We start from the raw sequence: 23,953 nt of genomic DNA, 5'->3' as shown, positions 1-23,953 counted from the left end.
CCCATGGATTAAACTAATAATAAATAATGAAACAATACGTAAAAATAAATGCGTAAAAATGATTGTTTATGACTGCTTATGAATAGGTGGCTTGCCAGCCTTTTATGGAATATCTGTGAGCAGCCCTGTGTCACTAGCGCTACTACTAGGATAATCATAGGCATCATAAGAATCGTTCATAGGATACGTCACCATGTCTTTATCTTTCATAATGATAGGCTGTATGGCGGAGTTCTCTGTTCGCGGCGTTGTACTCTCCTGACTCTTCAGCCAATTTTTGACAGGATCTAGGGGTCTATATAGCGATTGTGACTCACGGCTCTTGCCATACTGTTGCCAAGACATCAGACCAAAATCAACTTGCAGCTTATAGTAAGCGGCGATAATAGAGGTTTGAATTTCAACCAGCTGTGCTTGATATTGAGAATGCTCACGTACCGCGTTGAGGACTTCTAGCCAAGATTTTCGACCCGCAATGAACTGACGACGATAAGAGCTGACAACAATCTGCGCGCCTGCAACGGCTGCAATCAACGAACGCTCTTGATCTTTTGCACTGGCGAATTGCTGATATTGTGTCTGTATGGTTTCGAGCACAAGTCGCCTTGACGCCTCTTTTGACTGCTCTAAGCTATTCACCCGAGAGGCTGAGGCTCTTGCTAGTGCTAAGCTGGAAAACCCTGCACCAGGATTGTAGCTAAGCCCTACTGAGAATTCACCTTCACTATTGTTGTTATCCTCGTGATAATAGTCATACGCATATTGCGCATATAAGGTCGGATAGCTAGAGGACTGCTGTGACTTAACACCTTGCTTGGCAGCCTCGACTTGATACTGTTCTTTGACGACGGTAGGATTATAAAAGCTGGCTTGATCGAAGGCCATTTTTTCAAAATCTTGCGAATAGCTCTTAGCACGGCCAACGAGCTCAGTTAAATTCTGTGCAGGCAATTCGTTAGCTGATATTCTACGACCAGTAATTTGCTGTAATCTCGCGATGGCGATACGCTGCTGCTCAACCGTACCTTGATAAGAGTTTTGCTCCTGTAGGATACGGTTAGACACCAAATCCATATCGATACGAGCAGAGACGCCTTGACTCACACGGCGTTTCATCATTTCCTCAAACTCTGCCAACAACTGCAGATTATCATAATAGACCTGCTGTTGAGAGACAGCGGTCATATAGCTTTGCCATGCCTCAATCGTGGTTTTGGCAACTTCATTTTGTTTTTCGTAGACAGTTTCTGTTGCTGCCTTGTCATCAAATATCGCTTGGTTAATATCGGCAGTCAGCTTGCCTCCAGTCCATAATGACTGGCGTATTTGTAACTGCGATATCTGGCCATCGTCGTTATCATAACCTGATGAAACGCTAGGCTCGGGCAACATATTGAGCTTCGCTGCGCGTATACTCTCTGTGGTTGCTTGTTGCTCTGCACGTGCTGAACCAACTAAAGGGTGCGTCTGAATGGCTTGGCTAATAAGCGTATTCATGTAACCATCAGATTCTGCTGCGAATGCTGCACTCGATAGAGACATTAGCAACAGACTGAATGCCACGCCATAGTACCTACGTATTGCTACAACTACCATATGGGGCAGCCCTCTTTTCAATGGGTCATAATAATAAACTTTCATTTAGTTTGGCTCAGTCCTGCTTTAATAAAATAAAGAATTGCAATGCTTTACAAGCGGAAGTCTGTCATTATTTGCTAAGTATTATTGCTATCACTACGCTGTAGTTTATACCATGTCTATAGATAACTAAACCATCATATTGATTGAACACGTCTCTATAGTATCTATAATTTTAAAAACATCTGACAATAATACTTTAGAAAAGATTAACTAATGTCCAATATTTAGTTTCAATGTGGGGATCAAAAACCATGACACAACGCTTGCCATCACCTACCCCGCCTACCAAACCAAAAGACAAATCAATGCTCGCCATTGTGTTAGCTGTGCTGCTACACATTGTGATAGCTATCATCATCTATTTCACTGTTTTTGATGACAATACCTCAAAATCGACTGACTCAACATCTGCACTTGAGTCTTCAGAGTCGCTATCTATCGTAGAAACAATCGAAAAACCACCCTTATCAGCATCTGATGAAACAGCAGCAGCCGATACTACGAAAGAAGCAACGACACAATCTGGAGCAATATCGAAACAAGCATCATCTGACAATGCTAAAACGGCAGCCATCACCAACAATAATGTCGCTACTAAAAACACGGCTGCTATAAAAAAACCATCATCGACTCAAAATAATACACCAAAAACTAATGACAACTTGAGAGCAGAACAAGCACTCTCTGATGAGAATCAAACTCGCCTAAAATCCACCATAGACAATCAAGACAGCACACCTGAATACACGCTCAAAAAAACCAAGGAATATGAATCGTTAGATACAGAGATCGATAAAGACAGCGAGCAACTGGCCAAACTCATTGACGAAGTCAAAAAACGCAATCAACAGCAGATCGAACAACAGCGAACAAATACGTTAGGCTCGCAGTCGATACCCAATTCTGTACCAAAGCCAGCGGCCATAACCTCTGAGCAACGACCTCAGAGTAAAACGGATACTACCTCACCACCGTCCAATGGTGACTATCCTATTACGCCTATCAAACCGATTACTAAGTAATAATGGATATAACCTGTCCACAATAAAACCACTGCGGTGTTAAACTCGCCTCGCAAATCACACTAATATATCACTTGTAATCAGTTGCCGTATATCTAGTCCAGACTCCCTCTAACCAACGATATCAAACACGACATAATAAAAAAGCCATAATGAATTATGGCTTTTTTACATTTAGTTAACGAATAGATATTAAAGCAAGTGCCTGTTAATCAGTGCAACTAGATTACCGTCGTAGTGATATCTGTATCAATATATAGTGCAACGCTTGAGTCCGTCGTACTTTGATACAGGTTATATCCGGCTTGATCTGACGTTTGCTGCTTCACAAACTCCGATGTTAGTGATACTTGATCGTTATTATCACCACTGACGAATAGCTGATTATTGCTATCGGTCGCGTTAATGACATCGCTAGTGCTCAGATTGGTCAATGATTGCGCGCCATTGCCTGTTATATCGAGAACTTCAAAGTTATCAAGCACTGATGAGTCAAAGCTACCAAAATTTATACTAGTATCAGTAATCAGGAGTGTGTCACTGCCATCGCCACCATTGATGAGTAGGTCAGCAGCATCAAACACGATGGTGTCATTACCCGCACCGCCATCTATCGTATCAGCATCTGCACCGCCACTGATCGTATCATTCCCTTCACCACCATTAATAACATCATCACCTGCACCGCCATTAATAGTATCATTACCCGCGCCGCCGTCAATAGTATCCACACCAGCACCACCGTTGAGGGTATCGTTACCTGTGCCGCCACTAATAGTGTCATTACCACCGCCACCAGTAATCGTATCATTGCCGGCGTTACCCGTCAGGATGTCATCTCCGGCATCGCCATTTAGGGTGTCTTTACCACTACCACCGATAAAGGTGTCATTACCAGCACCACCAGAATAGGTAACTGCTGAAGTTTGATTGACTGAAATCAAGACATCATCTTCAGTGGTACCGTTAAAAATTAAAGTCGAACCAATATTAACAGAAAGATCTGCTGTAGCCGTGGTCAAAGAACTCTGATTGGCTGACTCAACCGTCTGTAGGCTGATCTGTAACGTACCCGTATATGGTGTGGCTCCTTTTACAAGCAAATCATTCAATTGCTCTGGTGTGACACCTGTAATGGTATACGTGCTATTAGCTGCATCCCATACAACATCTACAACAGATCCGCTTTTAGTTTTAACGTCGAGCACATTACCATACAGGTTAGTGCCCGTCAGTATCACATTGACCGTTTCACTACCATCAATATCGACCATATCCGCATTCAAATTAAGCGCTGTCCACTTACCTTGAGAACCAAGTACAGAGGTAGGGTTGAACTCGATAGCATCAGCAACAGGAGTCACATCTAGATCTATAATTAATGGATCACTGGCCATACCGCTATTATTAATTACTGCCATCTCAATACCAGTAACGACGCCACTGACATCGGCAGGAGGTGCAATAAAGATATTATCCGTCTCACCTGTGGCACCGCTATTAACATTTGCCAGCTTACTGGTGTCAATTGACCATGCATTGTTGCCATTGCCATCTGAGTCACCATTATTGCTGGCTAGCACCACATCGCCAGATGTATTGGTGTAATACACCAAATAACCATTAGGCACTTCATCAATCGTAATCGCAGCAGCCGTATCATTTTCATCAACAGCATTTATTTTGTAATCTATCGGAATTTTGGTATCTTCATCGCCAATAGCTATTGCATCTACACCATCATAAGCAATGGACAGATTATCAGGCTGCGCCGCAACCGTAATGTCATAGCTGTGCTCATAGGTTAGTGTCCCGCTATCATAACCACTGATATTGTTGACCTCTGTGTGCGTTGTATAGACCTTGACAATAGCCGTGCCGTCTTCGTTGGCGGCAGGGGTATAGTTAACGGTGATGCTATCAGCAGGGTTCACACCATCAATGGTGGCGTCTGTGTCTGCGACATCTACCACGTAATACGTACCAGCCGGAATACTACCTATCTCTCCATCTGCTAAAGTAACGGCAACTAATGCCGTGCCAGTACTGTCAGTCAATACACCAGTGGTGCTATTAACATTGGTTAGGCCAGTCTCATCGAGTTGCAAATAAAGCTTACCATCGACGAGAGAAACATAGTCCCCATCGGCATCATTGGTCAAATTGATATTAATAGCGACAGAGGTGTCTTCATCTGTTGAAACCGTTGTCTTCTCGCCATCATTATTCATTAGATCTGTAACTGGTTTTATTTCGACACTGACATCGATATCATCACTGGTTTCTAGCCCTACATTGTTTAGTGCTGTAAATTCCACACCAAAATTCAGATTTTGACTGGTGTCTGAATTATCGTTGGTACTGAAATCTACAGGTGGTGTCAACGTCACCGCAGCGAGCGCTTCATTAGGTGTTAGACCATTGGCATTGTCAACACTGACCAGCCATTGGCCACCAATCTGTTGCACCGTGACAGCTGCGTTTGTACTGCTCAACAAGACACCATCGGGTAAATCAGTTAATGAGAAAGTGTAAGAGCTGACAGTGCTCGCTGTGCCCGTCTTTAATGTTGCATTTATCACATCAGACAACTTAAAAGCGACATCTTCTTTCTGAGACAGTGGCGGTATAGTCTCAAGCGGCGCAATCAAATCAGGATCGATAGGATTCTCACCTGTACCATCTCTATCTAAATTGAGCACAAAGATATCAGATACACGTGCTTCACTACCGCTCAAGCCTACTCCGTTAATATCTTGAGTAATACCAGTGACCGTCACTGTGAAATCGCCCTCAGGAATATTGGCGGTATTTGGATCGCGGGTGAGTTGGAGCGTATAGCTTGGTGCAGTGGGACCAGTGATCGCTGGATCTGGAACATCCACATACCACGTACCACCAGATAAAATACCACCCTCTACAATCACACCCGCTGGCACACCTGTGATCTCCAAGCGCGTAAATGACTCTGAGCCATCTTGATCATCTGACGATAGCGACACAATAACCTCAGCATTATCATCATTAGCACTGCTAATAACGATAGTATTGTCAGTTACATCTAATTCAATACTAGGCGCATCCGTCACTGCTTGGAAAGTAACATCGATATTGGCACTGCCCGTTATCGATGTGCTACTAATCGTCGAGTTATCCGCTAATGACGCCGTATCAGTATAAGTGTAATCAAAAGGTATCGTGACATTGGCATCGCTATGACGCTTGTCATCATCGTATATCATCTCGATAACTTGGTCTGGCGTAAACGTCAAAGATGGCGGTGGATTAGTAGTTAAGTCAATCTCGACATTGTCGACACGTAAGATGATATCTTTAGCCAGCAGGTCAGCTACTGATAGCGTGACACTTTCAAGCGCTTCTTGACCTGTAGTTAAAACACCCTGATCTGTCGTCGTAAAGGCTGATTTAAAGTCAATGGTCGACCATGTATCTTCTACAGCGAGCACTTGCGGATCATTGACCTCACCATCAGCGGCATCTGGCGTAACAACAAGCGATACGGTTTGGGTATCGTGCGTGGCGCTATTACCAGAGACTGTTTCGGTCGTGGTGCCTGTGATAGTGAAATCTACTTCACCAGCAAAATTATCAGGGGTGACCAGTTGCGCGCTACCATCTTGTAGAGACTCTAAAGACACAGACCAACTACGAGACTCACCACTACCGCCTAAGAACACTGCACCTGTGATATCAAACCCAATCGGCACGCCTGTCACTTTATAAGTGACTTGCTCTGCCGCTGGAATATCAACGTCATACGGCGTAATCGCAGCAGCATCAGAGAAAAACTCTGATAACGCTATCAGGTTATTGGTATCTAGTATGTCTTCTGCGATAGTATAGGTGTAAGCTTTACCATTGACATCAACGGTTGCCAGTTCATCATTTAAGATAAGATCCGCTTGACCGAAAACACGAATAGGCAAGTTCAGTACCGCACTAGACGCGCTGGTATTGCCATCACTTTCTACACTCACTGCAGATACTTTCAAGTTGACAGTACCACCAAAGTTTTCAGCTGAGACAAAGTATAGGTTGTCTACTACATTAGTATAATCTGATATTGTCACTGAACCACTGCTAGTATCTAACAGCGTTACGGTGCCATTATCATCAACATACAGCTGCGCGCCTGCTGGAATATCATCGATAGTCACATTATAAACTTCTGATCCATCGTTATCACGCGAGCTTGGGCGAATATTTAGCTTAATGCCATCTTCAGGAGTGACAACAGCTGGCATAACTGTACCATCACGTTCATTCTTACCGACGATTGCTTGATCTTCAAAACCGGTTGCAGGATCAACGCCCAACGAGACAACATCTGCAACTCCTTTAACGGTAAAGGTCAGGTAGCTCTCACCACTGGTTGTCGTCACACTACTATCCGTATCTTCATCATAGTCGGTGGTGATAGCTTCTACCTTAACCGCTGTACTGGCTGTGGATGCCACATTGTATTCGCTATAATCATCAGGCGGTGTAACCGTTACGCTATTGAGGTAAGCCGCTGGAATATCCACACCACTACCGCTATCAGTCAGACTAACCGTAACACCTGCACTATCAATATAAGTAAATACAGCCCCTTCGATAGCAGTAAAAGTACTGCCATCTTTGTTACCAAACGTTAGGTGAGCTTCTGTTTGCTCAGAATCATTAGCATCAGTGGTATGGCTTTCTGTTCCAAAATCGATTGAATCATCTTGATTAGACCAGCCATCTATTAGGTTAAACGCACCATCAGTACCCAAGTTAAAGGCCGCATCTTCTTGCGCCGCTGTTGTGTATACATGGTCCGGATTGATGGTTAGGTCAATTGTGCTATCACCATCCATATCGCTACCGACAACTTCAGCAACAGGTGTAATGGTGACCGTTTTGGTCAATGTTGTTGTGGCAATATCGACATTGAGATCGTTATCATCATCAAGATCCGTACTAACCAAATCAAAAGTGATGTCAGTATCGGTTGACGATTGAGCAGTTGGTGTGAGTAAAAATCCACTCAAATCAGGGGAGTTAGTCATATTAATGGTAATAATATTACCAGCCTCCACCGCTATACCATCAGTATCGGTATAGGTCCAACCTGCTGGTAATTCAAACTTGATTTCAGTAACAATTTCTGGCACTGCATTACCTGACTGGTCATCACCAACTCGGAAATTAAATTCGGCAAGCGAAAACGAAGTATCTTCAGTGGTGCTAACATTATTCGCTGCTACTACTCCAGCAACTGGCGTCACGGTCATATCAACCGTAACAGTACTGATTATCTCAACCGTTTTGTTTGCTGGGGTCGAATCAGCATCGTGGTCTTGGGTATATAGAGATACAGTAATACTATCCATATCTTGTGAGTTATAGTCAGCTGACTTAATACTAATCTTAGGTTCTGAGCTACCACTCACAGCCAACGTAGTAGAGGTAGGTGACGCAGAATCCAAACCAAGTAATACCTGACCATTACTATCAACAGTATACTCAGTCGCCGTACTGCTACCAGCAGGTGTGAATGAGACAACAGCATCTGGCTGTAAGCCGCTAATAACGAATCCATAGGTTTCTGTACTACTATTACCTGCTGACACCAAATCGCCAAATGCAGTAGTGATTGGCAAGTTAATATACTCGCCTTCTTTAGCACTAATAGTATAAGCACTACCAGCCACAACCCCGGTATCACCTACCACTGTCGTATAGCCAAAGGTACTGACATCATCGCCAGTGCCATTATTGTTACTGCTATCGGTTACTGCTTGTACGTTGACACTAATGGTCATATTGGCAGTAACCCCTGCTACCCCTGAGACGATAGCACCCGTACTATCGACCTCATACTCAGTAACAGACATTCTAAACGAGATATTAGTGGCACTATCTGTAGGTGGGGTTAGCGTCATCGCTTCAAACTCAGCAGTAGTCATGGTAATGGTTGGTGTACCAACACTGCTAATGACATTAGCATCACTAAGCAAAATAGTGATATTACCGCCTGATGCAGTAATGCTACTGCTGCCATAGTTCAAAGTAACACCAGTAGGAACGCTCCTCAAGGTGATCAATCCAATACGTTCTGAGCTATCATCTGTATTACTGGTAAGATCAACGCTGTCTGAAATAATTGGTGCTGTTAACCCTAGTGCCACAGTTGTGTCTTCATTAGTCGTTACTGAAACACTAGACAGCGTAGGCCTATCTGAAACTGGAGTAACGGTAATATCAAGAGTCTCAGAATCTGCAGATCGACTGGCATCACCTACTGGTAAACCGTTCGATACGTTAGCGGTAATGGTTGGAACAGTACCACTATAATTTGCCGTTGGTACAAAGGTATAGCTACCATCACTGTTGACTGTGAGCTGACCTATTGTGTTTCCATCTATTGTAACGGCCGTTGCAGCATTAGTTCCTGCTGTGACTGAAACTGTTGTACCATTAACCTCATAACTCTCTACGGTCAGCGTTTCTCCGAGGTCAACATCGTCGATATCATTATCGAAAATATTACCAGTTAATGTGACATCTTCCTTAACCGTTTTAGTGTCGTTAACGAGTGCAATACCATCATTGGTACCAATAATGGTCACTTCAACGTAGCGAATTTCACTAGTGCTGATTTCGTTACCATCAGCAGCTGTAGTAACACCTTCATTATCGTTAACTTGTACAGCGTAACGAATAGTGATGGTTTCTCCTTCAGGAAGGAAGTCAAGAACCGTTGCAGCAGCATCAATACTCCAGTTACCCGCCTCAAAACTGCCTGCATCATTTTCTGCAGTAAATATGCTTGATAAGGCTGCTTTCTGAGCAGCTGACAATGGATTAATATCTGTAAAGGTCGAATTATTTGGACCATACACGTAGATGTTTTCTGCAGCTAGTTCAGTAATCGTCGGCTCATCACTGTCATCAGCATCCGTAAAGCTGATGGTACCAGTTCGAGTAATAGCAATATCATCAGCCTGCTCGGTTATTGCGGCAGCTGTTTCAATAATATTATTACCATTAGCGGTGTTGGTGATGACAGGTCTGTCATTAGTACCGTTGATCGTAATGGTGAGCGTTGTCATACTACTATCGCCATCAGCATCTGTGATGGTGTAGTTGAACGTTTCGGTTAAGCTTTCATCTACAGCAAGATACTGTGCTGCATCGTTATCGAGATCATAACTATAGCTACCATCAGAATTAAGCGAAAGCACACCATAGTCGCCTTGTGTATTGCCACCTACTGTACCCGCCACCGTGGTAGATGTGACTGATTCTATCGCCGTAACAAGTGTTGCGTCTGCCGCTAAACTGTCGGCGACATCTGTTGCAGCTGCACCAGTAGCCGTGAGCACGTTACCTGTTACTTTGTCTGTTTCTTCAGTAAGACTATTAATATCTGGATTGGCTGTAGGCGCGGTATCAATGATTCGAATATCTAGCGTGTCAGATGAAGTTCCACCTGCACTGTTGGTAAGATTGACGGTAAACTGGTCTAATACATTGTCACCAGCGGTATTATGCGTTTCGGCACTGCCATCTTCAGTATATGCATAAGTGAGCGCGCCTGTGGCCGAGTTGTAACCAGTAATAACCAGTTGTCCTTCGCTACCATTGATAATGACAGGGTTAGCAGTAGTGGCTGTGGTCACATCCGTGTTATTTATAGTTAAAGCTGTAACACTTTGCGGGTTAGTGATGTTGATAGCGCCAGTCACAGTGTTACCTGTGCCTTCAACCACGCTGTTATCTTGTGGTGTTGTGGCTGCGTCAGTATCTTCAATGGTGATGGTTGGTGCTATATCATTGTCAGTAATGGCGGTAGTAACACTGGCTTGCGTGTTATCAATACTGGCATTCAGTGATGCGTTGGATAAAGCAATTGTATAGTTTTCAGAGTTTTCAAATAGATTATCGTCAGTGATGCTAACCGTAACCGTTTTGGTTACCTCACCTGGTGCAAAGGTGATGGTGCCTGAGTTTGCAACATAATCAGCCCCAGCCGTTGCCGTACCATTATTGGTCTCATAATCAACCGTCACAGCAGTTGATGACGGGTTGGTTAAGCTAACGGTGTAAGTGACCGTACCGACATTTTCATTAACTACGACCGCACCATCAATCGAAATAATGGGTGCGTCATCGTTGTCAATGATGTTACCTATTGCTGTACTTGGTGTGACTTGTCCGCTTGCACTTGCTGTAAGCGTGATAGTCTCATTCGGTTCATCAATATTGTCATCAATCGTAGGGACACGCACGATAATACCATTTGTACTATTGGCTGGAACATCGACACTAAAAGTGCCATCTACAGCAACAGTAACCGTGCTGAAAGTGTTGCCACCATCTAAGCTTACTTCGACAGGCGTGCCAGTATCTGTACCCAGTACCGCTGTACCATTCGCTAACGTCAGCGCTACTGTGGTATCAGACTCAGATACATTGCTTAAATCAACCGTGAACTCAAGAGCGTTGCCCTCAGTCACACTGTCTCCAGTAACGATCGCCGTAGGTTTATCACCTTCTTGAGGGGTACCATCTGCCGCGTCTTCATCTAATATGCTGCCCGTGGCAACGGTACTATCAATCTCTGCATTGTCAGCACTCGTGATCACAAAGCTGAGCTGTTCACTGTTTTCATAAATATCATCGTTGTTGGTGGTAACCGTGATAATAGGTGCAGCTGTACTGCCTGTAGGTACTTTGACGTCAAGCACCGTGGTGCCATCAAGTACCGCTTGAATGGCAGTACTACCAGTGATGGTCACTACGTTACCAGAGGAATTGGTATAAGTAATCGAAGCAATGTCGGATGCTTCTATATCACTGCTAGAATCAACAGAAACTTGTACTGTGGTGTCAAAGTTACTTTCATTATCTTGCTCAACCGTGTAGCTCAAGACATTGTCCACTCCTTCAATCGCCTGTGCATCAGTGGCGGTAATGCTAACGGTCGGTTTGTCGCCCTCGTTTACGGTGCCGTCTGTCGCGTCTTCATCGAAGATGGTGGCGCTGTCGGTGGCGGTGCCAATGCTGGCATTCAGCGCATTACTGATGCTCATGCTCAGCGCTTCTGAGACCTCATAGATGGCATCGTCATTTGGGGTGATGGTAAAGGTTGGCAGGATGCTGCTACCCGCTGGGATGCTCACACTAACCCCAGCAATGGCGTCAGCCACGCTGATGGTTTGCGTGCCATTGGCATCCGTAAAGGTGATGCTGTCAATGTCACTGGCATCAATGTCGCCAAGGTTTAAGGTAGCGGTGACGTTGCTATCTTTATCGGTTGCCCCTGTTTGGCTGATGGCAAAGACGATGCTGTCGCCTACACCTTCGGTGGCGCTGTCGGTCGTCGCTTCAATGTTCACGACAGGAATGGCGTCACCAGCATCATTAATGGTGCCAGTCCCTATCACGCCGCCAATCTCAAGCGTGGTGGTTTCATCGTTCTCTAAGATGGCGTCGTTCAATGCCGGATAGCTGACGGTAAAGTCAGTGACCCCAGCAGGAACGGTGATGGTGCCGGTGGCAGCGTCATAAGTGACGCCATCACTAAAGACTGGGACGTTGGTAAAGTCGGTCACCTCTGTGGCGCTATTACCCGCCAAGTCAAAGTCATAGGTGACGTCGGCTTCGGTGACGCCATTGACGGTGACACTGTGCACGAGGGTATCGCCCTCGATGGCACTGGCGTCGCCAACTGTGACGGTCGGTTTGTCGCCCTCGTTTACGGTGTTAGTCTGTCGCGTCTTCATCGAAGATGGTGGCGCTGTCGGTGGCGGTGCCAATGGCGGCATTCAGCGCATTACTGATGCTCATGCTCAGCGCTTCTGAGACCTCATAGATGGCATCGTCATTTGGGGTGATGGTAAAGGTTGGCAGGATGCTGCTACCCGCTGGAATGCTCACACTAACCCCAGCAATGGCGTCCGCCACGCTGATGGTTTGCGTGCCATTGGCATCCGTAAAGGTGATGCTGTCGATGTCACTGGCATCAATGTCGCCAAGGTTTAAGGTGGCGGTGACGTTGCTGTCTTTGTCCGTCGCCCCTGTTTGGCTGATGGCAAAGACGATGCTGTCGCCTACACCTTCGGTGGCGCTGTCGGTCGTCGCTTCAATGTTCACGACAGGAATGGCGTCACCAGCATCATTAATGGTGCCAGTCCCTATCACGCCGCCAATCTCAAGCGTGGTGGTTTCATCGTTCTCTAAGATGGCGTCGTTCAATGCAGGATAGCTAACGGTAAAGTCGGTGACCCCAGCAGGAACGGTGATGGTGCCCGCTACTGGATCATAGGTGACACCGTTGCTAAAGAGGAGATCAGCAGGGTCGCTACTGTAATCACCAGCGGTTGCACTGCCATCCGTTAAATCAAAGTCATAGGTGACGTCGGCTTCGGTGACGCCATTGACGGTGACACTGTGCACGAGGGTATCGCCCCGATGGCACTGGCGTCGCCAACTGTGACGGTCGGTTTGTCGCCCTCGTTTACGGTGTAGTCTGTCGCGTCTTCATCGAAGATGGTGGCGCTGTCGGTGGCGGTCCAATGCTGGCATTCAGCGCATTACTGATGCTCATGCTCAGCGCTTCTGAGACCTCATAGATGGCATCGTCATTTGGGGTGATGGTAAAGATTGGCAGGATGCTGCTACCCGCTGGAATGCTCACACTAACCCCAGCAATGGCGTCCGCCACGCTGATGGTTTGCGTGCCATTGGCATCCGTAAAGGTGATGCTGTCGATGTCACTGGCATCAATGTCGCCAAGGTTTAAGGTGGCGGTGACGTTGCTGTCTTTATCGGTTGCCCCTGTTTGGCTGATGGCAAAGACGATGCTGTCGCCTACACCTTCGGTGGCGCTGTCGGTCGTCGCTTCAATGTTCACGACAGGAATGGCGTCACCAGCATCATTAATGGTCTCAGTCCCTATCACGCCGCCAATCTCAAGCGTGGTGGTTTCATCGTTCTCTAAGATGGCGTCGTTCAATGCAGGATAGCTAACGGTAAAGTCGGTGACCCCAGCAGGAACGGTGATGGTGCCCGCTACTGGATCATAGGTGACACCGTTGCTAAAGAGGAGATCAGCAGGGTCGCTACTGTAATCACCAGCGGTTGCACTGCCATCCGTTAAATCAAAGTCATAGGTGACGTCGGCTTCGGTGACGCCATTGACGGTGACACTGTGCACGAGGGTATCGCCCTCGATGGCACTGGCGTCGCCAACTGTGACGGTCGGTTTGTCGCCCTCGTTTACGGTGCCGTCTGTCGCGTCTTCATCGAAGATGGTGGCGCTGTCGGTGGCGGTGCCAATGCTGGCGTTGATCGCATTGCTGATGCTCATGCTCAGCGCTTCTGAGACCTCATAGATGGCATCGTCATTTGGGGTGATGGTAAAGGTTGGCAGGATGCTGCTACCCGCTGGGATGCTCACGCTAACCCCAGCAATGGCGTCAGCCACGCTGATGGTTTGCGTGCCATTGGCATCCGTAAAGGTGATGCTGTCAATGTCACTGGCATCAATGTCGCCAAGGTTTAAGGTAGCGGTGACGTTGCTATCTTTATCGGTTGCCCCTGTTTGGCTGATGGCAAAGACGATGCTGTCGCCTACACCTTCGGTGGCGCTGTCGGTCGTCGCTTCAATGTTCACGACAGGAATGGCGTCACCAGCATCATTAATGGTGCCAGTCCCTATCACGCCGCCAATCTCAAGCGTGGTGGTTTCATCGTTCTCTAAGATGGCGTCGTTCAATGCCGGATAGCTGACGGTAAAGTCAGTGACCCCAGCAGGAACGGTGATGGTGCCGGTGGCAGCGTCATAAGTGACGCCATCACTAAAGACTGGGACGTTGGTAAAGTCGGTCACCTCTGTGGCGCTATTACCCGCCAAGTCAAAGTCATAGGTGACGTCGGCTTCGGTGACGCCATTGACGGTGACACTGTGCACGAGGGTATCGCCCTCGATGGCACTGGCGTCGCCAACTGTGACGGTCGGTTTGTCGCCCTCGTTTACGGTGCCGTCTGTCGCGTCTTCATCGAAGATGGTGGCGCTGTCGGTGGCGGTGCCAATGGCGGCATTCAGCGCATTACTGATGCTCATGCTCAGCGCTTCTGAGACCTCATAGATGGCATCGTCATTTGGGGTGATGGTAAAGGTTGGCAGGATGCTGCTACCCGCTGGAATGCTCACACTAACCCCAGCAATGGCGTCCGCCACGCTGATGGTTTGCGTGCCATTGGCATCCGTAAAGGTGATGCTGTCGATGTCACTGGCATCAATGTCGCCAAGGTTTAAGGTGGCGGTGACGTTGCTGTCTTTGTCCGTCGCCCCTGTTTGGCTGATGGCAAAGACGATGCTGTCGCCTACACCTTCGGTGGCGCTGTCGGTCGTCGCTTCAATGTTCACGACAGGAATGGCGTCACCAGCATCATTAATGGTGTTAAGTCCTATCACGCCGCCAATCTCAAGCGTGGTGGTTTCATCGTTCTCTAAGATGGCGTCGTTCAATGCAGGATAGCTAACGGTAAAGTCGGTGACCCCAGCAGGAACGGTGATGGTGCCGCTACTGGATCATAGGTGACACCGTTGCTAAAGAGGAGATCAGCAGGGTCGCTACTGTAATCACCAGCGGTTGCACTGCCATCCGTTAAATCAAAGTCATAGGTGACGTCGGCTTCGGTGACGCCATTGACGGTGACACTGTGCACGAGGGTATCGCCCTCGATGGCACTGGCGTCGCCAACTGTGACGGTCGGTTTGTCGCCCTCGTTTACGGTCGTCTGTCGCGTCTTCATCGAAGATGGTGGCGCTGTCGGTGGCGGTGCCAATGCTGGCGTTGATCGCATTGCTGATGCTCATGCTCAGCGCTTCTGAGACCTCATAGATGGCATCGTCATTTGGGGTGATGGTAAAGGTTGGCAGGATGCTGCTACCCGCTGGGATGCTCACACTAACCCCAGCAATGGCGTCCGCCACGCTGATGGTTTGTGTGCCATTGGCATCCGTAAAGGTGATGCTGTCGATGTCACTGGCATCAATGTCGCCAAGGTTTAAGGTGGCGGTGACGTTGCTGTCTTTATCGGTTGCCCCTGTTTGGCTGATGGCAAAGACGATGCTGTCGCCTACACCTTCGGTGGCGCTGTCGGTCGTCGCTTCAATGTTCACGACAGGAATGGCGTCACCAGCATCATTAATGGTGCCAGTCCCTATCACGCCGCCAATCTCAAGCGTGGTGGTTTCATTGTTCTCAAGAATGGCATCAGTAAGCGCAGGATAGCTGACGGTAAAGTCAGTGACCCCAGCAGGGACGGTGATGGTGCCGGTGGCAGCGTCATAAGTGACGCCATCACTAAAGACTGGGGCGTTGGTAAAGTCGGTCACCTCTGTGGCGCTATTACCCGCCAAGTCAAAGTCATAGGTGACGTCGGCTTCGGTGACGCCATTGACGGTGACACTGTGCACGAGGGTATCGCCCTCGATGGCACTGGCGTCGCCAACTGTGACGGTCGGTTTGTCGCCCTCGTTTACGGTGCCGTCTGTCGCGTCTTCATCGAAGATGGTGGCGCTGTCGGTGGCGGTGCCAATGCTGGCATTCAGCGCATTACTGATGCTCATGCTCAGCGCTTCTGAGACCTCATAGATGGCATCGTCATTTGGGGTGATGGTAAAGGTTGGCAGGATGCTGCTACCCGCTGGGATGCTCACACTAACCCCAGCAATGGCGTCAGCCACGCTGATGGTTTGCGTGCCATTGGCATCCGTAAAGGTGATGCTGTCGATGTCACTGGCATCAATGTCGCCAAGGTTTAAGGTGGCGGTGACGTTGCTGTCTTTATCGGTTGCCCCTGTTTGGCTGATGGCAAAGACGATGCTGTCGCCTACACCTTCGGTGGCGCTGTCGGTCGTCGCTTCAATGTTCACGACAGGAATGGCGTCACCAGCATCATTAATGGTGCCAGTCCCTATCACGCCGCCAATCTCAAGCGTGGTGGTTTCATCGTTCTCTAAGATGGCGTCGTTCAATGCCGGATAGCTGACGGTAAAGTCAGTGACCCCAGCAGGAACGGTGATGGTGCCGGTGGCAGCGTCATAAGTGACGCCATCACTAAAGACTGGGACGTTGGTAAAGTCGGTCACCTCTGTGGCGCTATTACCCGCCAAGTCAAAGTCATAGGTGACGTCGGCTTCGGTGACGCCATTGACGGTGACACTGTGCACGAGGGTATCGCCCTCGATGGCACTGGCGTCGCCAACTGTGACGGTCGGTTTGTCGCCCTCGTTTACGGTGTAGTCTGTCGCGTCTTCATCGAAGATGGTGGCGCTGTCGGTGGCGGTGCCAATGGCGGCATTCAGCGCATTACTGATGCTCATGCTCAGCGCTTCTGAGACCTCATAGATGGCATCGTCATTTGGGGTGATGGTAAAGGTTGGCAGGATGCTGCTACCCGCTGGAATGCTCACACTAACCCCAGCAATGGCGTCCGCCACGCTGATGGTTTGCGTGCCATTGGCATCCGTAAAGGTGATGCTGTCGATGTCACTGGCATCAATGTCGCCAAGGTTTAAGGTGGCGGTGACGTTGCTGTCTTTGTCCGTCGCCCCTGTTTGGCTGATGGCAAAGACGATGCTGTCGCCTACACCTTCGGTGGCGCTGTCGGTCGTCGCTTCAATGTTCACGACAGGAATGGCGTCACCAGCATCATTAATGGTGTTAAGTCCCTATCACGCCGCCAATCTCAAGCGTGGTGGTTTCATCGTTCTCTAAGATGGCGTCGTTCAATGCAGGATAGCTAACGGTAAAGTCGGTGACCCCAGCAGGAACGGTGATGGTGCCCGCTACTGGATCATAGGTGACACCGTTGCTAAAGAGGAGATCAGCAGGGTCGCTACTGTAATCACCAGCGGTTGCACTGCCATCCGTTAAATCAAAGTCATAGGTGACGTCGGCTTCGGTGACGCCATTGACGGTGACACTGTGCACGAGGGTATCGCCCTCGATGGCACTGGCGTCGCCAACTGTGACGGTCGGTTTGTCGCCCTCGTTTACGGTGCCGTCTGTCGCGTCTTCATCGAAGATGGTGGCGCTGTCGGTGGCGGTGCCAATGCTGGCATTCAGCGCATTACTGATGCTCATGCTCAGCGCTTCTGAGACCTCATAGATGGCATCGTCATTTGGGGTGATGGTAAAGGTTGGCAGGATGCTGCTACCCGCTGGAATGCTCACACTAACCCCAGCAATGGCGTCCGCCACGCTGATGGTTTGCGTGCCATTGGCATCCGTAAAGGTGATGCTGTCGATGTCACTGGCATCAATGTCGCCAAGGTTTAAGGTGGCGGTGACGTTGCTGTCTTTATCGGTTGCCCCTGTTTGGCTGATGGCAAAGACGATGCTGTCGCCTACACCTTCGGTGGCGCTGTCGGTCGTCGCTTCAATGTTCACGACAGGAATGGCGTCACCAGCATCATTAATGGTCTTAAGTCCCTATCACGCCGCCAATCTCAAGCGTGGTGGTTTCATCGTTCTCTAAGATGGCGTCGTTCAATGCAGGATAGCTAACGGTAAAGTCGGTGACCCCAGCAGGAACGGTGATGGTGCCCGCTACTGGATCATAGGTGACACCGTTGCTAAAGAGGAGATCAGCAGGGTCGCTACTGTAATCACCAGCGGTTGCACTGCCATCCGTTAAATCAAAGTCATAGGTGACGTCGGCTTCGGTGACGCCATTGACGGTGACACTGTGCACGAGGGTATCGCCCTCGATGGCACTGGCGTCGCCAACTGTGACGGTCGGTTTGTCGCCCTCGTTTACGGTGCCGTCTGTCGCGTCTTCATCGAAGATGGTGGCGCTGTCGGTGGCGGTCGCCAATGCTGGCGTTGATCGCATTGCTGATGCTCATGCTCAGCGCTTCTGAGACCTCATAGATGGCATCGTCATTTGGGGTGATGGTAAAGGTTGGCAGGATGCTGCTACCCGCTGGGATGCTCACGCTAACCCCAGCAATGGCGTCAGCCACGCTGATGGTTTGCGTGCCATTGGCATCCGTAAAGGTGATGCTGTCAATGTCACTGGCATCAATGTCGCCAAGGTTTAAGGTAGCGGTGACGTTGCTATCTTTATCGGTTGCCCCTGTTTGGCTGATGGCAAAGACGATGCTGTCGCCTACACCTTCGGTGGCGCTGTCGGTCGTCGCTTCAATGTTCACGACAGGAATGGCGTCACCAGCATCATTAATGGTCTTAAGTCCCTATCACGCCGCCAATCTCAAGCGTGGTGGTTTCATCGTTCTCTAAGATGGCGTCGTTCAATGCCGGATAGCTGACGGTAAAGTCAGTGACCCCAGCAGGAACGGTGATGGTGCCGGGTGGCAGCGTCATAAGTGACGCCATCACTAAAGACTGGGACGTTGGTAAAGTCGGTCACCTCTGTGGCGCTATTACCCGCCAAGTCAAAGTCATAGGTGACGTCGGCTTCGGTGACGCCATTGACGGTGACACTGTGCACGAGGGTATCGCCCTCGATGGCACTGGCGTCGCCAACTGTGACGGTCGGTTTGTCGCCCTCGTTTACGGTGCCGTCTGTCGCGTCTTCATCGAAGATGGTGGCGCTGTCGGTGGCGGTCGCCAATGGCGGCATTCAGCGCATTACTGATGCTCATGCTCAGCGCTTCTGAGACCTCATAGATGGCATCGTCATTTGGGGTGATGGTAAAGGTTGGCAGGATGCTGCTACCCGCTGGAATGCTCACACTAACCCCAGCAATGGCGTCCGCCACGCTGATGGTTTGCGTGCCATTGGCATCCGTAAAGGTGATGCTGTCGATGTCACTGGCATCAATGTCGCCAAGGTTTAAGGTGGCGGTGACGTTGCTGTCTTTGTCCGTCGCCCCTGTTTGGCTGATGGCAAAGACGATGCTGTCGCCTACACCTTCGGTGGCGCTGTCGGTCGTCGCTTCAATGTTCACGACAGGAATGGCGTCACCAGCATCATTAATGGTGCCAGTCCCTATCACGCCGCCAATCTCAAGCGTGGTGGTTTCATCGTTCTCTAAGATGGCGTCGTTCAATGCAGGATAGCTAACGGTAAAGTCGGTGACCCCAGCAGGAACGGTGATGGTGCCCGCTACTGGATCATAGGTGACACCGTTGCTAAAGAGGAGATCAGCAGGGTCGCTACTGTAATCACCAGCGGTTGCACTGCCATCCGTTAAATCAAAGTCATAGGTGACGTCGGCTTCGGTGACGCCATTGACGGTGACACTGTGCACGAGGGTATCGCCCTCGATGGCACTGGCGTCGCCAACTGTGACGGTCGGTTTGTCGCCCTCGTTTACGGTGCCGTCTGTCGCGTCTTCATCGAAGATGGTGGCGCTGTCGGTGGCGGTGCCAATGGCGGCATTGAGCGGATTGCTGATCTCAAGCACCAAACTTTCTGATTGTTCATAAACCAAGTCATCAACTACAGTAAAGGTAATGGCTGGTGCAGACGTGCTGCCCGCTGGGATTGTGACCTGAATACCTTCATCGAGGAATGTCTGAATATCTGTTACATTATCTAAAAATATAACCTTACCATTAATATCGGTATAGCTGATTGATGCAATATCAGCCGCTTCTATTGTGCTATCCGCTAACTTGACATCTACAGTCGTAGGAAATTCGCTTAAGTTGTTCTGAGATACTTCAAATACCAAACCATTACTAACACCTTCAATGGCTTCCGCTTTAGTCGCTGCGATATCAACCACTGGTTTGTCGCCACCCAAAGCTGGATTATTAGGATCCACAGGTGTACTGCCGTCAGTAGTGCCATCATCATAGATGGTCGTACTTACGGTGTCATCGTCAGTACTAATAGTTGCTGTTCCTGATGTGACTGCAACGACCTTAACGGTAAAGTTTTCTGGGCCTTCAAACACATTGTCATCAGTGATTGGTACAGTGACATCCACTGAGGTTTGTCCTGCTGGGATAGTAATATCTTGTGTCACAGGCGTTGTGTAATCAGCTGACCCTTCAGTACTGCCATCACTAATAATAACAGTAACGATCGTATCTTCAGTGCTCGGATTACTTAAGCTAACGGTATAAGTCGCTTCATTTGCACTGCCATCAGCAGCCGTTTCACTCAAGGTTTTAGTACCACTAATGCTCACAACTGGGGTGTCATTACCTACCGATAGATCAGTAGGATCAACTGGTGTGCTACCGTCAGTAGTACCATTATCATAAATGGTAGTTGTGACACTATTAATATCTGGTCCAACAGAGGCTGTACCGGATATGACTTCAGTTACCGTAACTATAAAGTCTTCTGGGCCTTCAAACAAATTGTCATCCGTGATCGGTACAGTGACATTCACTGACGTTTGACCTGCTGGGATAGTGACTGTTTGAGTTATAGGTGCTGTATAGTCCTCACTACCTTCAGTGCTACCGCCACCAATCGTAACAGCGACCACAGTGTCTTCATTGCTTGGTTTGCTAAGATTAATCGTATAGGTTGCTTCATTCGAGCTGCCATCAACAGTCGTTTCGCTCAAGCTCTCGGTGCCTGTGATACTAACTATTAATGGATAGTCTGCGGTGATAGTCGCTTGATTCGACTGCAAGCCATTGGTGTCAGATACTACATAGTCAACTGGTGTTGGATCAGTGATAAACCCCGACTCTGGTGTAAAGCTAATCTCTCCTGTCGCGGGGTCAACTTGCCAAGTACCTTCACCATCTACCACTAAGCTGGTGAATTCATTGCCTGTAACAGGGTCGATTAATTTGACGGTCGTTGGATCTAAGTCATTTTCAGAATCACTATCATTTGCCACGACATCGATGGTGATTGGTTGACCTGTTTCACCTAAGACAGTGTCATCTTCAGCAATAGGAGCAGTTTGTGGATAGTCAATAACGATGGTCGCTTGGTTCGACTGCAAGCCATTGGTGTCAGATACTACGTAGTCAATTGGTGTTGGATCAGCGGTAAAACCTGACTCTGGTGTAAAGCTAACCTCTCCTGTCATAGGATCAACTTGCCAAGTACCTTCACCATCTACCACTAAGCTGGTGAATTCATTGCCTGTAACAGGGTCGATTAATTTGACGGTCGTTGGATCTAAGTCATTTTCAGAATCACTATCATTTGCCACGACATCGATGGTGATTGGTTGACCTGTTTCACCTAAGACAGTGTCATCTTCAGCAATAGGAGCAGTTTGTGGATAGTCAATAACGATGGTCGCTTGGTTCGACTGCAAGCCATTGGTGTCAGATACTACGTAGTCAATTGGTGTTGGATCAGCGGTAAAACCTGACTCTGGTGTAAAGCTAACCTCTCCTGTCATAGGATCAACTTGCCAAGTACCTTCACCATCTACCACTAAGCTGGTGAATTCATTGCCTGTAACAGGGTCGATTAATTTGACGGTCGTTGGATCTAAGTCATTTTCAGAATCACTATCATTTGCCACGACATCGATAGTGATTGGCTGACCTGTTTCACCCAATACAGTGTCATCTTCAGCAATAGGAGCATTATCGTTATCGTTATCGTTATCGTTATTATCATTATCATCACTAGCGAGACCAGCAATCAAACCAACCAGTCCCAATCCAGCCGCGGCAGGTATCCACCAAGGTATGGCCGCTGCAATATACTCTTCACCGCCAAGCGCCTGTCCTTCTACATCACCGACTTCTAGTTGAGTCACATAATCGTAGGTTTCGCCAGTATCAGGAATGTAGTAATAGTACTCGCCATCTTCAGCAATACCGACTAAAGCACTGTCTGGATTATCGTAGAAGCCTTCTATAATCAGATCGCTGTCTACCCCTTCTTCTTCGAATGAGACATGCAAGTCGTTTTTTAGGCGCTTAGTAATAATATGGTTAGGAGCATGGCCAATAGCTGTGTCAAAAAACTCATAGTTGACGTTGTCGGTGGCAGTAATAACTGTTGGTATACCATCTTTAGTAATAACAGATACTTGGCTGATAGTTTGAGCGGCGTCATTAATTTTAATAATAATAGTATTCATTTTTTTACCTTTAATTTTAAATATTTCAGCTAAATTGTTTTTATATCAGGCAACTTCAGTTACCAAAGGACAATAAAATTATCAATGACGCACACCTTCTTCTACAACTGCGACCACACGGCGGTTGAGCTGACGGCCCTCTACAGTATCGTTACTAGCTCTTGGCTGTGTCTCTCCATAACCAATAGCACTTAGACGCTCAGCGTCGATGTCAAATTTCGAAATCAAACTCTCTTTGACAGCATTTACTCGGTGCTGTGATAAAACTTGGTTATAGCTATCACTACCGCGACTGTCAGTATGACCCTCAATGGTCGCTATTGTATTTGGGTATTGCGCCATAAAGTCCGCTAGTTCAGCTATTTTTGTATAGTATTCGGGTCGTACGACCGCTTTATCAGTCTCAAACAATACTTCAAGATCAATTGTCACCTTTTCAGCCAATATGGCAGGTTGCTCCACGACTGGTGGCAGCGTTACTGACGGTGTAGTAGCAATTACGGGTGCAGGACAGTTAGGAACGACTCGACTGATTTGATGCGTTTGATAACGCTTATTTCTTAGCAATGGTAATGCGCTATCTGTCGTTATTTGATTTAGCAGACCTTGGCCATTTTCATCCATATCTACATAAAAAAAGTATGTTTGACCACCAACTAATTGGTAATCTTTCTGCTCCGCCAACAAATCATTATCTTTAAAACCAGTTGCATGAGCACTTAGTTGGTTTGTGCCCACACAAGAATTGACCGCTGTATAATTGCCTGCATGCAAACTGACTTGAAATCTATTATTGATCGCAATATTGGCACTGGTTTGCTCAGGATCATCATCATTTTTGCGCACAAATATCAGTCGAGCTTCATCACTCGCAACTTGTTTCGCTAATACAGCACTGATATCACTGTCAACTTGATTATTCCATACAACATTATCAACACGGCGAGTATCTCCATCATTACCGATACGGCTGTTAGCCGTTGTGGTCGCACAGGCAGTCACCCCCAATAGCGTGGTTACTAGTGCCACTTCAACGATGATTTTTTTGAATACTTTGCCCATGATAATTTCCTGAGTAACCGTTTATTAAGCTAATATTGGTTAAATATATTGAGTTTTTGAATTAATTTCTGTATAAAAGATATATCGTATACTACGAATATAGTCCTTGATAACTTTTTGATAGCCTTTAACTTGGCAGAGCAACCTTCAAATGCTGCAAAAAACTAGGTGTTTGACG

At 47.8% G+C, this 23,953-nt stretch carries 14 protein-coding genes; 2 read left to right on the top strand and 12 right to left on the bottom strand.

Going from position 1 to position 23,953, the window contains the following annotated elements:
- Nucleotides 1-102 precede the first annotated feature (102 nt).
- Nucleotides 103-1,596, bottom strand: coding sequence for a TolC family protein (locus JMW61_RS09550; RefSeq protein WP_201550820.1), 1,494 nt, complete (start codon nucleotides 1,594-1,596; stop codon nucleotides 103-105).
- 296 nt (nucleotides 1,597-1,892) lie between these two features.
- Here JMW61_RS09550 and JMW61_RS09545 point away from each other — a divergent pair, with 296 nt between their 5' ends.
- Nucleotides 1,893-2,663, top strand: a complete 771-nt coding sequence (locus JMW61_RS09545) for a hypothetical protein (protein ID WP_201550818.1) — start codon at nucleotides 1,893-1,895, stop codon at nucleotides 2,661-2,663.
- Between the two features lie 221 nt (nucleotides 2,664-2,884).
- Here the strand turns inward: JMW61_RS09545 and JMW61_RS09540 are convergent, their stop codons facing one another.
- The 9 genes from JMW61_RS09540 to JMW61_RS09500 all read right to left on the bottom strand — a co-directional run bounded on the left by JMW61_RS09540 (nucleotide 2,885) and on the right by JMW61_RS09500 (nucleotide 19,057).
- Nucleotides 2,885-12,481 carry a Calx-beta domain-containing protein gene (locus JMW61_RS09540; protein ID WP_201550817.1) on the bottom strand — a complete coding sequence of 3,199 codons (9,597 nt, stop codon included), beginning with the start codon at nucleotides 12,479-12,481 and terminating at the stop codon, nucleotides 2,885-2,887.
- A complete protein-coding gene (locus JMW61_RS09535; protein ID WP_201550815.1) occupies nucleotides 12,420-13,112 on the bottom strand; it encodes a Calx-beta domain-containing protein in 693 nt (230 codons plus the stop codon). The genes JMW61_RS09540 and JMW61_RS09535 overlap by 62 nt, the downstream gene beginning before the upstream one ends.
- A 61-nt stretch (nucleotides 13,113-13,173) precedes the next feature.
- The gene (locus JMW61_RS09530) at nucleotides 13,174-15,189 is read right to left on the bottom strand and encodes a beta strand repeat-containing protein (RefSeq protein WP_201550813.1); all 2,016 of its coding nucleotides are present in this window, start codon (nucleotides 15,187-15,189) and stop codon (nucleotides 13,174-13,176) included.
- Nucleotides 15,186-15,389, bottom strand: coding sequence for a hypothetical protein (locus JMW61_RS09525; RefSeq protein ID WP_201550811.1), 204 nt, complete (start codon nucleotides 15,387-15,389; stop codon nucleotides 15,186-15,188). The genes JMW61_RS09530 and JMW61_RS09525 overlap by 4 nt, the downstream gene beginning before the upstream one ends.
- Nucleotides 15,340-17,358: a beta strand repeat-containing protein gene (locus tag JMW61_RS09520; protein ID WP_201550809.1), complete on the bottom strand. Its 2,019-nt coding sequence runs from the start codon at nucleotides 17,356-17,358 to the stop codon at nucleotides 15,340-15,342. Before JMW61_RS09520 ends, JMW61_RS09525 begins: the two co-directional genes overlap by 50 nt.
- Nucleotides 17,359-17,392: 34 nt before the next feature.
- Nucleotides 17,393-18,121 carry a Calx-beta domain-containing protein gene (locus JMW61_RS09515; protein WP_201550796.1) on the bottom strand — a complete coding sequence of 243 codons (729 nt, stop codon included), beginning with the start codon at nucleotides 18,119-18,121 and terminating at the stop codon, nucleotides 17,393-17,395.
- Between the two features lie 34 nt (nucleotides 18,122-18,155).
- Complete coding sequence (locus tag JMW61_RS09510; RefSeq protein WP_201550794.1) at nucleotides 18,156-18,566, bottom strand: Calx-beta domain-containing protein; 411 nt, start codon at nucleotides 18,564-18,566, stop codon at nucleotides 18,156-18,158.
- The gene (locus JMW61_RS09505; protein ID WP_201550788.1) at nucleotides 18,511-18,885 is read right to left on the bottom strand and encodes a hypothetical protein; all 375 of its coding nucleotides are present in this window, start codon (nucleotides 18,883-18,885) and stop codon (nucleotides 18,511-18,513) included. The genes JMW61_RS09510 and JMW61_RS09505 overlap by 56 nt, the downstream gene beginning before the upstream one ends.
- A 34-nt stretch (nucleotides 18,886-18,919) precedes the next feature.
- Nucleotides 18,920-19,057, bottom strand: a complete 138-nt coding sequence (locus JMW61_RS09500; protein ID WP_201550782.1) for a hypothetical protein — start codon at nucleotides 19,055-19,057, stop codon at nucleotides 18,920-18,922.
- On the opposite strand from JMW61_RS09500, the gene JMW61_RS09495 reads away from it, so the two are divergent.
- A complete protein-coding gene (locus JMW61_RS09495) occupies nucleotides 19,035-19,331 on the top strand; it encodes a hypothetical protein (protein ID WP_201550780.1) in 297 nt (98 codons plus the stop codon). The two genes, JMW61_RS09500 and JMW61_RS09495, sit on opposite strands and share 23 nt — an antisense overlap.
- On the opposite strand, the gene JMW61_RS09490 is transcribed toward JMW61_RS09495, so the two are convergent.
- Nucleotides 19,270-22,713, bottom strand: coding sequence for an Ig-like domain-containing protein (locus JMW61_RS09490; protein ID WP_201550778.1), 3,444 nt, complete (start codon nucleotides 22,711-22,713; stop codon nucleotides 19,270-19,272). The genes JMW61_RS09495 and JMW61_RS09490 overlap by 62 nt on opposite strands.
- Nucleotides 22,714-22,794: 81 nt before the next feature.
- Complete coding sequence (locus JMW61_RS09485) at nucleotides 22,795-23,775, bottom strand: OmpA family protein (protein WP_110922842.1); 981 nt, start codon at nucleotides 23,773-23,775, stop codon at nucleotides 22,795-22,797.
- Between the last annotated feature and the right edge of the window lie 178 nt (nucleotides 23,776-23,953).

Origin of the sequence: Psychrobacter fjordensis (assembly GCF_904845995.1) — a bacterium.
GTDB classification, from domain to species: domain Bacteria; phylum Pseudomonadota; class Gammaproteobacteria; order Pseudomonadales; family Moraxellaceae; genus Psychrobacter; species Psychrobacter fjordensis.
Note: the sequence above shows the minus strand (reverse complement) of the source record. Positions and strands in the feature narration are given on the sequence as shown.